This is a genomic window from Gemmatimonadales bacterium (genome assembly GCA_041390145.1).
In the GTDB taxonomy this organism is placed as follows: Bacteria; Gemmatimonadota; Gemmatimonadetes; order Gemmatimonadales; family GWC2-71-9; genus SPDF01.
Genome location: JAWKQM010000013.1, coordinates 1 through 15,938 on the forward strand (window position 1 = coordinate 1; position 15,938 = coordinate 15,938).

The following is a 15,938-nucleotide window of genomic DNA, read 5'->3' on the forward strand; positions in this document are numbered from 1 at the left end:
GCGGCTCTCCGCCTTGAGCTCCTCCCCCTTTTCGAGCGCGAAGAGCCGCAGGGAGTAGATGACCTCCCGCTGCTGGTTCATCACATCGTCGTACTCGAGGAGCCGCTTTCGGGTCTGGAAGTTCTGGAGCTCGACCCGCTTCTGGGCCTGCTCGATGGCACGGGTGATCAGCGCCCCCGTGATCACCTCGCCCTCCTCCGCACCGCTGCGGTCCATCCATGCCGCAATCCGGTCGGACCCGAACATCCGCATCAGGTCGTCTTCGAGCGACAGGAAGAAGACCGACTGGCCGGGGTCGCCCTGACGGCCCGAGCGTCCGCGGAGCTGCCGGTCGATGCGCCGCGACTCGTGCCGCTCGGTGCCGACGATCTGGAGCCCCGCCTCCTCGGTGGTCAGGTCAAGATTGGCCCCGAGCTTAATGTCGGTGCCGCGGCCGGCCATGTTGGTCGCGATCGTGATGGCATCGCGCTGCCCCGCCCCGGCCACGATCTCGGCCTCGCGCTGGTGGAACTTCGCGTTCAGCACCTCGTGCTTGAGACCGCGCCGCTTGAGCATCTTGCTGAGGGTCTCGGACGTCTCGACCGTCACCGTGCCGATGAGCACCGGCAGGCCGAGTCCGTGCAGCCGCTCCACTTCGTCGGCGATGGCGTTGTATTTCTCCCGGCGGCTCTTGTAGATGAGGTCGACCTTGTCCCGCCGCCGGATCGGGCGGTTGGTCGGAATGACGACGACGTCGAGGCCGTAGATCGTGTAGAACTCGGTCTCTTCCGTCTCGGCGGTGCCGGTCATGCCGGACAGCTTGTCGTACATCCGGAAGTAGTTCTGGATGGTGATCGTGGCGAGGGTCTGGGTCTCGCCCTTGACCTGCACCCCTTCCTTGGCCTCCACCGCCTGGTGCAGGCCGTCGGCCCAGCGCCGCCCGTGCATCGTCCGGCCGGTGAACTCGTCGACGATGAGGACCTGGCCCTCCACGACCAGGTAGTCCACGTCGCGCTCGTAGAGGGCGTGCGCCTGCAGCAGCTTGTGGATGCCGTGGAGCTTCTCGCTCTTGACGGCGTATTCCGCCTCGATCTTCCGGCGCGCCTCGACCCGCTCCTCCGGGGTCAGGTCCGGGTCGTGTTCCGCATCGTGGATGGCCTGCGAGATGTCCGGCACGATGAAGAGGTCGGGATCGTTCGGCGACATCGTTTCCGCGCCCCGCTCGGTCAGGTGCACCGAGTGGCCCTTCTCGTCGAGCACGAAATAGAGATTGTCCTCGATGCCCCGCATCTTCTGCTGCCGGAGCGGCAGCTTCCGGTCGGCCAGGGCGTCCAGCTCGGTTCGCTGCAGCAGTGCCTTGACGCCGGTCTCGTTCAGCATCTTGAGCAGTTTCTTGTTCTTCGGCATCCCCAGGTGCGCCTGGTAGAGCAGGATGCCCGCGTCGGCCTGGGTGTCCGGATCCTGGAGCAGCGTCTCCGCCTCGGTCAGCAGCTGGTTGACCACCGCCGTCTGCTTGCGGACCACCTCCGCCACCGGTCGGTTGTGCTGGGCGTAGGAGTCGTCCTCCGCATTCCCCGCCGGGCCCGAAATGATCAGCGGCGTCCGCGCCTCGTCGATGAGGATCGAGTCGACCTCGTCGATGATGGCGTAGGCGTGGGGCCGCTGGACCCGCTGCTCGATCGCGAACACCATGTTGTCGCGCAGGTAGTCGAACCCGAATTCGTTGTTGGTGCCGTAGGTGATGTCGGCGGCGTAGGCCGCCTTCCGCTCCGGCGTGCTCGGTTCGGTGTCGTCGAGCACGGCGACGGTCAGGCCGAGCCAGTTGTAGAGGTGGCCCATCCACTGGCTGTCGCGCCGGGCGAGGTAGTTGTTGACCGTAACGAGGTGCGCCCCGCGACCGGCCAGGGCGTTCAGGTACAGCGGCAGGGTGGCCACCAGCGTCTTGCCTTCGCCCGTGGCCATTTCGGCAATCTTGCCCTGGTGCAGGACGATGCCGCCGATCAGCTGCACGTCGTAGTGCACCATGTCCCAGGTCAGTTCGCGGCCGGTGACCACCACGGTCGTCCCGACGAGGCGGCGCGCCGCCTCGCGGACCGTGGCAAACGCCTCCGGCAACAGCGCGTCGAGTTCGGTCGCCAGCGCTTTCTTGTAGTTCGACTCGAGTTCGTGGAACCGGGTCTCCAGGCGGTCGCGCTCGTGCGGATCCTCGCACCCGTGCTTGGCGGCCCGGACTTCCTCGAGTTCCGCCTGGGCCGGCCCGAGGCGTTCCGCCAGGCGCGCGCGGAAGACGGCGGTTTGCCCGCGGATTTCGTCGTCGGACAGCCCCGCGAGCCGTTCCTCCTCCTGCTTGATGGCCTCGACGATCGGCCGGATCTTCTTCATTTCCCGGTCGTACTGGGTGCCGAAGACCACCTTTACCAGTTTCTTGATCATCCCTGTCCGTTCCTGTACAGCCCCTGGGCCGCGATATATTCGGCGACCGCGTCGGGGACGAGATAGCGAATCGAGCGTCCGGCCGCCACGCGCTGCCGGATGGCCGTCGAGGAGATCTCGACGGCGGGGGCGTCCACCACCTCGCGGAGCAAGGGGTGCGAGGGACGGGGACCGCCCGCCCGCGTGAACGCCACGAACTGCGCGAGGTCTGCCAACGCATCCGCCTCGCGCCACTGATGCAGCTCGGCGGCGGCATCGGACCCCAGTAACACCACGAACCGGTGGTCGGGTTCCCGCGCCCGGAGCGCGCGCAGCGTGTCGACCGTGTACGACACGCCGGGACGGTCCGACTCGATACGTTCGACGGCCAGCCCCGCCTCCCCGGCCACGGCAGCGGCAACCATCGCCACCCGGTGCCCGACCCCGGCCACGTGCCGGCCCCGCTTCAGCGGCTGTTCGCCCGTCGGCATGAACCGCAACTCCGCCAGGCCGAGCCGCTCCGCGATCGCCCGCCCCACAATCAGGTGTCCGACATGGATCGGGTCGAACGAGCCCCCGAAGAGGCCGATCATCGCGTCACCCGCCGGAGACCGGGCAGAGCGTGTCGAGGTTCTTCGTGTCGGGGTGGAACTGCCGCAGCGCCCCGCACATCTCCTCCGCGTCCTCGACATACCCGAGCTTGCGGTAACTGACGACCAGCTGCTCGAGCGCCTGCTGCGCCGACGGGGTGTTGGGATACGAGGCCACGAGCGCCCGCATGTAGAGAATCGCCGAGTCGTACGCCTTGAGGCGCAGGTAGAACTTGGCCGTTTCCCACTCCTTGTACGCGAACTTGTCCGCCAGGTCCGCCAGCTGCACCCGCGCCTTGGCGGCCGCGGGCGAGTCCGGGTACCGGTTCAGGAGCTCGGTATAGGTGGCCATGGCGGACTTGCCATAGGTCGGATCGAGCTGCGGCTTGTGCCAGAGCACGGCGTAGGCGTCGCCGGCACGATACAGCGCGTCGGGCGCCAGCGGATTGCTGGGAAAGTCGTCCGACACCTTGCGGAACTCGCGCACCGCCTGGAGCTCGCTGCCCGAACCGAAGTACGACTCGCCCAGGTAGAAATGGGCCTGGGGAATTCGCGGGTCGCCAGGACTGAACTCGAGCAACACCCGCTGGAACACCTGGGCGGCGGAATTGTAGAACCCCTTCCGGAAGTCCTTGACGCCCTTCTCCCACATCGAGTCGATCCGCGCCGCCGAGAGCGTCGGGTCGGCCGGCGCCGCGCCCAGGTCGGGCGTGGCGGTTCCGCTGCCCGACTTGCAGGCGGCCAGCGCGAGCATCCCACAAACCAGCAGTGACCGCAACGTCATGGCGTTTCCGTCGAGAGTGAGTCCGGCACGTCGGCCGACACGAGCGCATTGAGTTTCGCCGCAGCCACGGTGGACAGCGAATCGGAACGGTCTCCACTCGAGAGGACCGTCTGATAGGCGAGCGCGGCGCCGATCAGGTCGCCCTGGCGCAGGCGCGCGTCGCCCAGTCCCACCATGGCCGCGCGGCCGACCGGCGACGTCGAATCGATGCCCGCGACACTGCGAAACCACACCTCGGCGCTGTCGGGCGCCGTGGCCAGCTGCGTCGCGCCCAGGCGGAAGAAGCAATCCACCAACCCCGCCTCGGCGCCGGCATTACCCGAGCGACCGGCCCGGCGGACGGCCGCCTGATAGAGCCGAATCGCCTCGGTGCAATCGCCCCGGGCGGCGAGCGCGCCGGCCTGCCGCACCAGCAGCGAATCGACCGAGCGCGCGTCGCTCGCGACCGCCAGCGCCGCCGCGAAGTCGGAGGGCGCCACCGGCCCGTCGACCACCTGCATGAGGTTCAGCGCGTGCCGGCCCAGCGGGCGTTCCGGCGCGACCTCGCGGAGCGCCGCGACCGCCTGCTCCAGCGACACCTCGTCGCGCCGGCGTTCCGCCGCCTCGATGACCTGCTCGAGCCCCTCCGACGCCTCATCGGCCCGGTCGGGTGCCGAGGCGGCAAGCGCCTGGTACGCCGCCGTGGCCTCCCGGAGCTGGCCAAGCCGAAGCGATGTGGCACCGATCTTTGCCCAGAGGGACGGAGAGGGCTCGGTCTCGGCCAGCGGGGCGTACACGGCCAATGCTTCCTGGTACCGGCCCTCGGCGTAGTCCCGGTCCGCGACCCCCTCGGGTCCCCCAGTGGGTCCGCAGGCGACAATCCCGAGCACCAGCAGGCAGGAGCCACACCACGCCGCACCCGTCATCGCGTCCCGCGGCTCAGCATGGCCAGGTAGGCCTCGACCCGGGCATCCTCCGGCCGACGCGTCAGGCAATCCCGCCAGACCGCCTCGGCGCCATCCGCGTCGCCGCTGAGATACCGGGCGAGGCCAAGGAGGGCCAGCGCATCGAGGAAGTTCGGACGGGTCCGAACCACGAGCTCCAGTTCCTCGCGCGCTTCCAGGGTCTGGCCGGCCTCGAGCAGCAGACGCGCCAGCCGATACCGGAGGTCCGGAAACTTCGGACCCAGTTTCGTGGCCATGGTCAGCTGCTCGATGGCCGGCTCGAGCGCGCCGAGTTCCGCATAGGCCTCGGCGAGGCCGGCATGCAGGTTGGCGAGCCGACCGGCGGCGTGGGCCGGCAACCCCGCCGTGAGCATCTCTCCCTGCTGCGCGAGCTGGAACGAGGCCTCCGCCTCCTCGCGGCGCCCGAGATCCATCAGGATCATCCCGCGGTGAATCAGCGCTTCGAGGTACCGCGGATTGAGCGCGAGCGCCCGGTCGAATTCCACCAGGGCGCGATCGGGCAGGCTGAGCAGCGAGTAGGACACCCCGAGCAGGTGATGCACGTCGGCAAAGGCGCGGCCGCCGGCAACCACTTCCTCGAGGAGGAAGGCGGCGCCGCGGTAGTCCTGGAGGGCAAAGCGCTCGCGCGCCTGCTGAATCAGGTGCTCAGGGCTGACGTTCATCGAACTCCCGGGGCGGCCACTCACGGCCGGCCAATGGAGGCGTAGGAAAACCCGAGGCCGCGCAAGCGGGCGGCATCGTACAGGTTGCGTCCGTCCACGAGAACCCGGCCTGCCATTTCCTTCAACAGGCGATCGAAGTCGGGGTTCCGGTAGACCAGCCACTCGGTGACCACCACCAGCGCGTCTGCCCCGCGGGCCGCCGCATACGGATCGGCCGCGTAGTCGATCCGGTCGCCGAAGTACCGGCGCGCGTTTTCCATCGCGTGCGGATCGTGCGCCACCACGCGCGCGCCGCGGGCCAGCAGCCCCTCGACGAGCGGAATCGCGGGGCTCTCCCGCACGTCATCGGTCTCGGCCTTGAAGGCGAGCCCCCAGAGGGCCACGGTCTTGCCCGCCAGGGCGCCACCGAACGCGCTGTCCACCTTCCGCAGCAACACCTGCTTCTGCCGCTGGTTGACCGTTTCGATCGCTTCGAAGAGGTCGGCCGAGGCATCGGCGTCGCGTGCCGTGCGAATCAGCGCCTTCACGTCCTTCGGAAAACAGGCCCCGCCGTATCCAGGCCCCGGGAAGAGGAACGCCGGTCCGATGCGCTGGTCGGTGCCGATGCCGCGTCGCACGCTCGTCACGTCCGCCCCGACCAGCTCACAGAGATTCGCGATCTGGTTCATGAACGAGATCCGCGTGGCGAGCATCGCGTTCGCGGCGTACTTCGTGATCTCCGCCGACGGGATGTCCATGAACAGGATGCGGTCGCTCTTCCGGAAGAAGGGGCCATACAACTGGGCCATTGCCTCCCGCGCGCGATCGTCCTCCACCCCGACGACCACCCGGTCGGGATGCATGAAGTCCTCGACCGCGGCGCCCTCCTTCAGGAACTCCGGGTTGGCGCAGACCGAGAACGACTCGGTCGACTCCGCGCGAATCACCTCGCGCACCCGCTCGGCCGTCCCGACCGGCACCGTGGACTTCGTGGCAATCACCTTCGGCCCGTTGAGATGCCGGCCGATGACCCGCGCCACATCGAGGACATGCTGGAGGTCGGCGGAGCCGTCCTCGCCCTCGGGCGTGCCCACCGCAATGAACACCACCTGGGCCCGCTCCACCGCCGCGCCGATGTCCGTGGTGAAGGCCAGCCGCCCCTCTTCCTGGTTCCGGCGCACCAGCGGCTCGAGCCCCGGCTCGTAGATCGGCATTTCATTCCGCCGCAGGCCTTCGATCTTCCCCTCGTCCAGGTCGGCGCACACGACATCGTTGCCGGTCTCGGCAAAGCACGCGCCGGCCACAAGGCCGACATACCCGCTCCCGACGATGGTCACGCGCACGGCCGGCTCAGTCCCTCGGCATCACGTGACGGGTGTCGACCACCAGCTTCGCGTGCTTCTTGACCATCGCATAGTCGACCGCCTTGTGGTCGGTCACCACCATGACGCAGTCGGACTCCTCCACCTTCTCGACCGTCAGCGGAACGGAGTGCACGAGCCTGCCATCCTCGCGGTAGCTCTTCACGTGGGGATCGTGGAACTCCACGTGGGCCCCCTGGAGCTCGAGCAGCCGGATGATGTCGAGCGCCGGGCTCTCGCGCAGGTCGTCGATGTCCCGCTTGTACGCGACGCCGAGGATCAGGACCCGGCTGCCGCGCACCGAGCGGCTCACGCTGTTCAGCGCGTCCGCCACCTTGCGGACCCAGAACATCGGCATCTCGGTGTTGACTTCGCCGGCCAGGTCGATGAACCGCGTCTTGTAGTTGAGCCCGCGCATCTTCCAGGCGAGATAGTGCGGATCGATCGGGATGCAGTGGCCGCCGAGCCCCGGTCCAGGCAGGAATTTCATGAACCCGAACGGCTTGGTCGCGGCGGCCTCGATCACCTCCCAGACGTCCACCCCGAGCTTGTCGCACACGATGGCGGTCTCGTTGACCAGCCCGATGTTCACGCTGCGGAAGGTGTTCTCGAGAATCTTGACGAGCTCCGCCGCTTCCGGCGACGAGACCGGCACCAGGGTGTCGATCGCGGGCTGGTAGAGCGCCACCGTCACGGCCAGGCAGTCGGGGGTGATGCCGCCGATGACCTTGGGGGTGTTCCGGGTGCCGTAGGTCGGGTTGCCCGGATCGACGCGCTCGGGGCTGAACGAGAGGAAGAAGTCCTTCCCCACCACGAGGCCGGTGCTCTCCAGCGCGGGGAGCATCAGTTCCCGCGTGGTGCCGGGATAGGTGGTGCTTTCCAGGATGATGACCTGACCCTTCCGGAGCGTCTGGCGGATCGACTCGGTCGAGGCCTGGATGAAGCTGACATCCGGATCCTTGAACTTCGAGAGCGGGGTCGGCACCGCGATCGAGATCGCGTCCGGCTCGCCGAGACGGCTCAGGTCGGTCGTGGCCTCGAAGAGGCCCTTGTCGAGGACCTCCTGCAAGGCGACGTTGGTGATGTCCTTCACGTGCGAGCGGCCGGCGTTCAGCCCCTCGACCACGCTTGGAAGGATATCGAAACCGAGCACCTTGTAGCCGGCACGGGCCAGCTCAATGACGAGCGGCAACCCGACATAGCCGAGTCCGACGACGCCGAAGAGCGCGTCGCGCCGCTCTGCCTTGGCGATGAGGTCCTGCGCGGTGGTATTGGTCATCCCTGGTAGAACTCCCGGACGGCCGCGATGACGGCGTCGAGTTGGGCGGAGGTGAGCTCCGGATAGATCGGCAGCGACACGACTTCTTCGGTGGCCTGCTCGGTGACCGGGAGCGAACCGGCCCGCACGCCGAGGAAGGCGAAGCACGGCTGCAAGTGCAGGGCGAGCGGGTAATACACCTTGTGCCCAATGCCACGGGACTTCAGGTGCGCCAGGAGCGCCTCGCGCCGCTCGGCGCGGATCGTGTACTGGTGGAAGATGTGCTCGTTGGCCGGGTCGACCGGCGGCGGGGTCACGCCGGGGATCCCGGCAAACGCCTCGGAATAGATCGCCGCGAGCTCGCGCCGGCGCACTCCCCAGGCGGCGAGATAGGGCAGCTTGGCCAGGAGCACCGCCGCCTGGATCGAGTCGAGCCGGCTGTTGAGTCCCACCTCGTCGTGGAAGTACTCGCGGGCCCCGCCATGCAGCCGCTCCCGGCGAAGCCGGTCGGCGAGCTGGTCGTCCTGGGCCACCATCATGCCGCCGTCGCCCCAGGCACCAAGATTCTTGGTGGGAAAGAACGAGAAGGAACCGACGGTCCCCAGTTCGCCCGCCGCACGCCAGGTCCCGTCCACCTTGCGACGGGCCCCGATGGCCTGCGCCGCGTCTTCCACCAGCATGAGATTGTGCTTCCGGGCGAGGGCCGCGAGGGCCCCCACGTCAGCCATCTGGCCGAAGAGGTGCACGACAACGATGGCCCGGGTGCGGGGGGTAATGGCGGCCTCGACGGCCGCCGGGTCGACGTTGAAGGTCCCGGGCTCGATGTCCACGAACACCGGACGCCCGCCGGCGTTGTGAATGGCGCCCGCGGTGGCAAAAAAGGTAAACGCCGGTGCGATGACCTCGTCCCCCGGCTTCATGTCGAGGGTGCGGAGCGGGATGAGGAGCGCATCGGTGCCGCTGGCGCACGCGATGCCGTGTTTAGCCCCCGAGAGCTTCGCTACCTGGGTCTCGAGTTGCCCCACCTCGGGACCCATGATGAAGCCCTGCCGCTGAATGACACTCATGACGGCCGGGAGGACGGCCTCCTTGATGCGCTCATGCTGGGCAACGAGATCAAGCAGCGGGACGTTCACTGGTGTGGCCCTCAAGTGGCGGGCGGCCTGCCCCGCCGGTGGAAATACTCTAACCTACGATAACCAACAAACTTAGCCCTGCGGAGGGGTAGAATCAACGCGGCGGAGAGCCCCCCCATCCTCCCGATATTCCGCTCCGCAGGAGGCGCAGGCAGCCGCCCCATCGGTCACCACGAGGCGTTCCCCGCACTGGCACATCCAGCCGATCCGGCGGGCGGGCATGCCGACCATCAAGGCGTAGTCGGGAACCACCCCCCGCACCACCGCCCCGGCCCCCACGAAGGCATAGGCCCCGAGGGTGCTGCCACAGATGATCGTGGCGTTGGCCCCAATGGTGGCGCCCCTGCGGACGATGGTCGGCCGGTACTCATGCTTCCGCGACACATGGCTCCGCGGGTTGATGACATTCGTGAAGACGCAGCTCGGGCCGCAGAATACATCGTCCTCAAGCTCCACACCCTCGTAGATCGAGACGTTGTTCTGGACCTTCACGTTGTTCCCAAGGCGGGTCCGGGGCATGACCACGACGTTCTGCCCGAGGTTGCACCGCTCGCCGATGATCGCCCCGGACATCACGTGGCTGAAGTGCCAGATCTTGGTCCCGGTCCCGATGACGGCGCCGTCATCGACGTAGCTGGATTCATGGACGAAATAGTCAGGCATGGGGTGTTCCGTCATCGGGGGGTGGGAGCGTGTCGGCACTGCCGTCGGGTCGGATGAGCTTCACTTCGGTCTCGAGCACCGCACCGAATTGCTGGTACACAGTGGCCTGTGCACGGCCGATCAGCGCCCGGATATCGGCCGCGGTCGCGCCACCGGTGTTCACGAAGTAGTTCGCGTGCTTCGGGGAGATCTCGGCGCCGCCGACCCGGACCCCCTTCAGCCCCGCGGCCTCGATCAGCTGCCCCGCGGTCCGGGGCCCCCCCTCCCGGTGCCAGGAGGCGCCGCCCGGGTTCCGGAAGACGCTCCCGCAACAGGGCTGGTTGAAGGGGGTGCCCTCGGAGCGCCACTTGAAGAGCTCCGCCAGCTCCTCCTCGATCACCGCGGGCGACTCGGACCGGAGGCACACGGTGGTCTCCAGCACCACCCGACCGGACAAGCCGCTCTGTCGATACGCAAACGGAATCGCCGCGCGCGGCAGGACCTGGTCGGCCCCGGCCTCATCGACCACGAGCACCGATTCGACGAAGTCGGACCATTCGGCGCCATGGCAACCGGCGTTCATGTAGACGCCGCCGCCGACCGTCCCGGGGACCCCGACGAACTTGTGCAGGCCGAACCAGCCGGCGGCGGCGGTGCGGCGCGCCGCAAGGGGAGCGGGAAGGCCCGCGCCGATCGTCCAGCGGTCGGCGTCCCGCGCGAGCCGGTCGAGTCCCTTCCCCAGCCGGATGACGAGGGCATCCATCCCTTCGTCCGGCAGGAGGATGTTGGAGCCGAGGCCGATCGTGAACCAGGGGACCCCCGCCTCGGTCGCCGCGCGCAGCGCCACGCCCACATCCGCGTTGACCGCCGGGAGGAGCACCGTGGCCGGACCGCCGATCCGATAGGTCGAGTACCGCGCCAGTGGCTCATCGGCCCGTACCTCACCCCGCACGCTGGCACGCAGCGAGGCGATGAAGCCGGGGTCGCGGGCCGTCGTCACACTGGTTCCGTGGCGGCCTCGCGCGCCAGGGCGTGCCACTCCTGCAGGGAGCAGACGGTCCGGGCCCGGCTTCGCATCGCGATGACGGCGTCGCAGGCGGCGGAGGCCGCCGAAAGCGTCGTCGTGTAGGGCGTGCGGTGCTGCAGCGCCGCGCGACGGATGAGGTAGTCGTCCTGCTGGGTCAGCTTGCCCAGCGGCGTGTTGATCAGGAGCTGCACGTCGCCGGAGAGAATCAGGTCGATGGCGTTCGGCCGCCCTTCGTGCACCTTCAGGACGCGCCCGGCGGGGATGCCGCGGGAGCGGAGATAGCGCCCCGTCCCCTCCGTGGCCACCACCTTGAAGCCCAGCTCGTGGAACCGTCGGATGATCGGCACCACCGTCTGCTTGTCGTGGTCGTTGACCGTCACGAAGACGGTCCCCTCGAGCGGCAGCGCGCCATCGGCGCTGATCTGCGCCTTGGCAAAGGCCATCCCGAACGAGTCGGCGATGCCCATCACTTCGCCGGTGGAGCGCATCTCCGGCCCGAGAATCAGGTCCACCCCGGGCAGCTTGTTGAAGGGGAACACCGCTTCCTTGACCGCCACGTAGGGCTGGAGGACGTCGTCGTGGAGGCCGAGCGACTCGAGCGTCTTGCCCGCCATGACGGCCGCGGCGAGCGACGCGAGCGGCACGCCGGTGGTCTTCGACACGAACGGTACGGTGCGCGAGCCGCGGGGGTTCACCTCGAGCACGTACACCTGCCCGTGCTTGATGGCGTACTGCACGTTGATCAGGCCGACCACACCGAGCCGCAGCGCGAACGCCCGGGTGTGCTCGCGCATCTGCTCGACCTGGTCCTCGGTGATCAGATACGGCGGGAGGACGCAGGCGGAATCGCCGGAGTGGATGCCGGCGTCCTCGATGTGCTGCATGACGCCACCGATAATGCACTGGGTCCCGTCGCAGATGGCGTCGACGTCGGCCTCGAAGGCGTCCTCGAGGAAGCTGTCGATCAGCACCGGGTGTTCCGGCGTGACCCGGGTCGCCTGCGCGAAGTAGCGCTGCAGGGAGTCGACGTCGTAGATGATCTGCATCCCGCGGCCGCCGAGCACATACGAGGGGCGGACGAGAATCGGGTAGCCGATGCGGTCGGCCACCGAGGAGGCCTCCTCCACCGACATAGCCGTGCCGCTCGGCGGCTGCGCCACACCGAGCTCTCGGGCCATGGCCTCGAACCGGCCGCGGTCCTCCGCCTCGTCGATGGCATCGGGCGAGGTGCCGAGGATCCTCACCCCGGCCGCCTCCAGGCCGCGCGCGAGCCGGAGCGGGGTCTGGCCGCCCAGCTGCACCACGACCCCCATCGGCTGCTCGATGTGAACGATCTCAAGCACGTCCTCGAGTGTGAGCGGCTCAAAATACAATGCGTCGGAGATGTCGAAGTCGGTGGAGACCGTTTCGGGGTTGGAGTTGACCATGACCGTCCGGTAGCCAAGCTCGCGGAAGGCAAGCACCGCGCGGACGCAGCAGTAGTCGAACTCAACCCCCTGCCCGATCCGGTTCGGGCCGCTGCCGAGGATGATCACGGCCGGTCGGCCATCGGGGATCGACTCGTTTTCCTCGTCGTAGGAGGAATAGAGGTAGGGCGTGGCGGACGGGAACTCACCGGCGCAGGTGTCCACCATCTTGAAGACCGGTCGGATGCCGTGCCCGTGGCGCGCCGCGCGCACCTCCGCCTCCGGCACACCGCGCAGCCGCCCCAACTGGGCGTCGGAGAACCCCATTCGCTTCATCGCCCGCAGCGCTTCCGCACCCATCGCGTTCGGGTCGGCCGCCCACGCGGCCTCCGCCTCCACGAGTTCGGCCCATTGGTCGATGAACCAGGGGTCGATGCCGGTCCGCTCGGCCACCTCGGCAACCGGCACGCCGCCGGCAAGCGCCCGCTTGATCTGGAAGATTCGCTCCGGCGTCGGGCGCCGGAGCGCCGCCTTGACCGTGGCGATGTCGGCGTCGTCGAGCCGGTCAGCCGCGGGGGTGGCCCCTTCGACCCAGCCGATCCGGTCGATCTCGAGCCCGCGAAGCCCCTTCTGGAACGCCTCCTTGAAGGTGCGGCCGATGGACATCACCTCGCCGACCGACTTCATCTGCGTGGTGAGCGTCGCGTCCGCGGTGGGGAACTTCTCGAACGCGAACCGCGGCACCTTCACCACCACGTAGTCGAGGACCGGCTCGAAGGAGGCGGGGGTCGTCTTGGTGATGTCGTTCTGGAGCTCGTCGAGCCGGTACCCCACGGCGAGCTTGGCGCCGATGCGGGCGATCGGGAAACCGGTCGCCTTGGACGCCAGCGCCGACGACCGGGAGACCCGCGGATTCATCTCGATCACGAGTTGCTCGCCCGTGGCGGGATCGACGGCAAACTGGATGTTGCACCCGCCGGCCGCCACGCCGACCTCGCGGATGATGGCCAGCGCGCTGTCGCGCATCGTCTGGTACTCCCGGTCGGTCAGCGTCATGGCGGGCGCCACCGTGATCGAGTCGCCGGTGTGGACGCCCATCGGATCGATGTTCTCGATGGCGCAGACGATCACCACGTTGTCCGCGGCGTCGCGCATGACCTCCAGCTCGAACTCCTTCCAGCCGATGACGCTCTTCTCGATGAGGACCGAGCCAACCGGCGAGAGTTCCAAACCATGCCCGACCAGCGACTCGAACTCCGCCCGGTTGTACGCGATGCCGCCCCCCGACCCACCCAGCGTGTAGGAGGGGCGCACAATGGCGGGATAGCCGGTCTCCGCCACCACAGCGAGCGCCTCCTCGAGGTTCCGAATCGTCTGGCCGGACGGCGTCGCCAAGCCGAGGCGCCGCATCGCCTGCGCAAACTGTTCGCGGTCCTCCGCCAGGCCGATGGCGCGGGCGTCGGCGCCGATCAACTCGACGCCGTACTTCTCGAGCGTCCCGTCGTTGGCCAGGGCCATCGCCACGTTGAGCGCCGTCTGCCCGCCCATCGTGGGCAGGAGGGCGTCGGGGCGCTCCCGTTCGATGACCCGCGCCACCCACTCCGGCGTGACCGGTTCCACGTAGGTCCGGTCCGCCAGCTCGGGATCGGTCATGATGGTGGCGGGGTTGGAGTTCACCAGGATGACCCGATACCCCTCCTCCTTGAGCGCCCGCACGGCCTGCGTCCCGGAGTAGTCGAACTCGGCGCCCTGCCCGATGACGATCGGGCCGGAGCCGATCAGGAGAATGGAGGAGATGTCAGTCCGCTTCGGCATCAGCAACTTCCTTCAGGATCCGGTCGAGTGCGATGGTGGGCTGCCACGCGGTGGCGGCCCGCAGCTTGGTGGCGTCACCCACCAGGTGGAGGATGTCCGCCGCGCGCATGAGGCCGGGATCGACCTCCGGCACGGCGGCCACCCCGACTTCCGCCGCGAGGCGGGTAAAGAGCTCGTGCAGCGACATGCCTTCGCCCCGGGCCACGTTGTAGGCCTGCCCGGGCTCGCCGTGCACCACGAGCGCAAGATAGGCGTTTACCACGTCCTGCACATGGAGGAAATCGCGGACCGGCTCGAGGTTGCCGGTGCGGACCGCGGTGGCGCCGGATCGCCGCGCCGCCCGCAACCGGGCCGCGAACGCCGGCACCACGAACCGGTCGCTCTGGCCGGCGCCGGTGTGCGGGAAGGGACGCGCCACGACGACCCGCAGCCCGGTCCGGCGCCAGACCTCGAGCGCCGCGATCTCCGCCCCCGCCTTGCTCGCGGCGTACGGGGAACAGGGCACGATCGGGTCGTCTTCCCGCCGCGGCCGGTTCACGCCGCCGCCATACACCTCCGCGCTGGACACGAGCAGGAACAGCGGGTCGGCCTCCCCCCGCTCGCGAAACCCGCCCAGGACGTCGGCCAGGCGGGCGGTTCCCGAGGCGTTGACCGCCCAGGCGGTGCCGACGTCGCGCCGGGCGTCCGCCCCGGAGGCGATCGCGGCGAGGTGAATCACGGCGTCGGGGCGCCAGGCCATGGCGGCGTCGACCGACGCGGTATCGAGCAGCTCCAGCGGGATCCGCGCGACGGCCGCGCGTTCGGCGGCCGCCAACCCCGGGACTTCAAGTGGACCGCCTGGTCGGATGCCCGCCTGCACTTCGTGGCCGGCGGCCAGCAGGGTGCGCACCATGGTGCGCCCCACAAACCCCTCGGCCCCCGTCACGAAGACCCGCATCAACGCCCCTTGAGACGGGCGATGTCGGCGTCCACCATCATCGCGATCAGCTCGGGGAACGCGACCGTGGGCGTCCAGCCGAGCTTCGCCTTGGCGAGCGACGGATCGGCCAGCAGCAGGTCGACTTCGGCGGGACGGATGAACGCCGGATCGAGCTTCACGTATTGCTGCCAGTCCAGCCCGGCGTGGCCGAACGCCTGCTCGACGAGGTTCCGCACGCTATGCGTGACGCCGGTGCCGATGACGAAGTCCTGCGGCGTATCGAGCTGGAGCATGCGCCACATCGCGTCGACGTAGTCGCCCGCAAATCCCCAGTCGCGGTGCGCGTCGAGGTTGCCGAGTCGAAGCTCGGTGGCCATCCCGAGCTTGATGCGCGCCACCCCGTCGGTGACCTTGCGCGTGACGAACTCGATGCCGCGGCGGGGAGACTCGTGGTTGAAGAGAATGCCGCTCACCGCGTAGAGGTTGTACGACTCCCGGTAGTTGACCGTGATCCAGTGGCCGTAGGCCTTGGCCACGCCGTAGGGTGAGCGGGGGTAGAAGGTGGTGGACTCCTTCTGCGGGGTCTCGGTCACCTTGCCGAACATCTCGGAACTCGACGCCTGGTAAAACCGGGCGGAGGGATGCACCAGCCGGATCGCCTCCAGCATGCGTGTCACGCCGAGGGCGGTGAACTCGCCGGTCAGCACCGGCTGCGACCAGGAGGTCGGCACGTACGACTGCGCGGCCAGGTTGTAGACCTCGTGCGGGGTCGACTGCTGCAGGGCGACCGTCAGCGAGTGCTGGTCGAGAAGGTCGGCGGGAAGCAGCGTGATCCGGTCGGCAATATGGTCGATACGCGCCAGCCCGTGGTGGCTGGTCCGCCGCACCACACCGAACACCTCGTACCCCTTGTCGAGGAGCAGCTCGGCAAGATAGGACCCGTCCTGCCCCGTGATGCCGGTAATCAGCGCGCGTTTGCGCTCAGTCATGGGGGTCTCCAAGGGGTGGTTGTGTCGGGGCGGTC

The 15,938-nt window shown here is 68.6% G+C and carries 13 protein-coding genes; all 13 read right to left on the reverse strand.

Going from position 1 to position 15,938, the window contains the following annotated elements; all coding sequences use genetic code 11:
• Nucleotides 1-2,412 (reverse strand): preprotein translocase subunit SecA (gene secA, locus R2910_11580; protein ID MEZ4413617.1); only part of this gene is annotated, 2,412 nt, incomplete at its 3' end.
• A complete protein-coding gene (gene nadD, locus R2910_11585; GenBank protein ID MEZ4413618.1) occupies nucleotides 2,409-2,984 on the reverse strand; it encodes a nicotinate-nucleotide adenylyltransferase in 576 nt (191 codons plus the stop codon). The genes secA and nadD, both read right to left, overlap by 4 nt.
• A gap of 4 nt (nucleotides 2,985-2,988) precedes the next feature.
• Nucleotides 2,989-3,765 (reverse strand): outer membrane protein assembly factor BamD, encoded by a 777-nt coding sequence (gene bamD / locus R2910_11590; protein MEZ4413619.1) that lies wholly within the window; start codon nucleotides 3,763-3,765, stop codon nucleotides 2,989-2,991.
• Entirely contained in the window at nucleotides 3,762-4,670 is a 909-nt protein-coding gene (locus tag R2910_11595; protein ID MEZ4413620.1) for a tetratricopeptide repeat protein, read from the reverse strand. Before R2910_11595 ends, bamD begins: the two co-directional genes overlap by 4 nt.
• Entirely contained in the window at nucleotides 4,667-5,371 is a 705-nt protein-coding gene (locus R2910_11600) for a tetratricopeptide repeat protein (GenBank protein MEZ4413621.1), read from the reverse strand. Before R2910_11600 ends, R2910_11595 begins: the two co-directional genes overlap by 4 nt.
• Before the next feature lie 20 nt (nucleotides 5,372-5,391).
• On the reverse strand, nucleotides 5,392-6,693 hold the full coding sequence (locus tag R2910_11605; GenBank protein ID MEZ4413622.1) for a UDP-glucose/GDP-mannose dehydrogenase family protein: 1,302 nt from the start codon (nucleotides 6,691-6,693) through the stop codon (nucleotides 5,392-5,394).
• 7 nt (nucleotides 6,694-6,700) lie between these two features.
• Nucleotides 6,701-7,990, reverse strand: coding sequence for a nucleotide sugar dehydrogenase (locus R2910_11610; protein ID MEZ4413623.1), 1,290 nt, complete (start codon nucleotides 7,988-7,990; stop codon nucleotides 6,701-6,703).
• On the reverse strand, nucleotides 7,987-9,105 hold the full coding sequence (locus R2910_11615) for a DegT/DnrJ/EryC1/StrS family aminotransferase (GenBank protein MEZ4413624.1): 1,119 nt from the start codon (nucleotides 9,103-9,105) through the stop codon (nucleotides 7,987-7,989). Before R2910_11615 ends, R2910_11610 begins: the two co-directional genes overlap by 4 nt.
• Nucleotides 9,106-9,177: 72 nt before the next feature.
• The gene (locus tag R2910_11620) at nucleotides 9,178-9,768 is read right to left on the reverse strand and encodes a DapH/DapD/GlmU-related protein (GenBank protein ID MEZ4413625.1); all 591 of its coding nucleotides are present in this window, start codon (nucleotides 9,766-9,768) and stop codon (nucleotides 9,178-9,180) included.
• Nucleotides 9,761-10,747: a UDP-N-acetylmuramate dehydrogenase gene (gene murB / locus R2910_11625; GenBank protein MEZ4413626.1), complete on the reverse strand. Its 987-nt coding sequence runs from the start codon at nucleotides 10,745-10,747 to the stop codon at nucleotides 9,761-9,763. The genes R2910_11620 and murB overlap by 8 nt, the downstream gene beginning before the upstream one ends.
• A complete protein-coding gene (gene carB, locus R2910_11630; protein MEZ4413627.1) occupies nucleotides 10,744-13,995 on the reverse strand; it encodes a carbamoyl-phosphate synthase large subunit in 3,252 nt (1,083 codons plus the stop codon). The genes murB and carB overlap by 4 nt, the downstream gene beginning before the upstream one ends.
• Nucleotides 13,979-14,932, reverse strand: coding sequence for a GDP-mannose 4,6-dehydratase (locus R2910_11635; protein ID MEZ4413628.1), 954 nt, complete (start codon nucleotides 14,930-14,932; stop codon nucleotides 13,979-13,981). The genes carB and R2910_11635 overlap by 17 nt, the downstream gene beginning before the upstream one ends.
• Complete coding sequence (locus R2910_11640; protein ID MEZ4413629.1) at nucleotides 14,932-15,903, reverse strand: GDP-mannose 4,6-dehydratase; 972 nt, start codon at nucleotides 15,901-15,903, stop codon at nucleotides 14,932-14,934. The genes R2910_11635 and R2910_11640 overlap by 1 nt, the downstream gene beginning before the upstream one ends.
• Nucleotides 15,904-15,938: the final 35 nt, after the last annotated feature.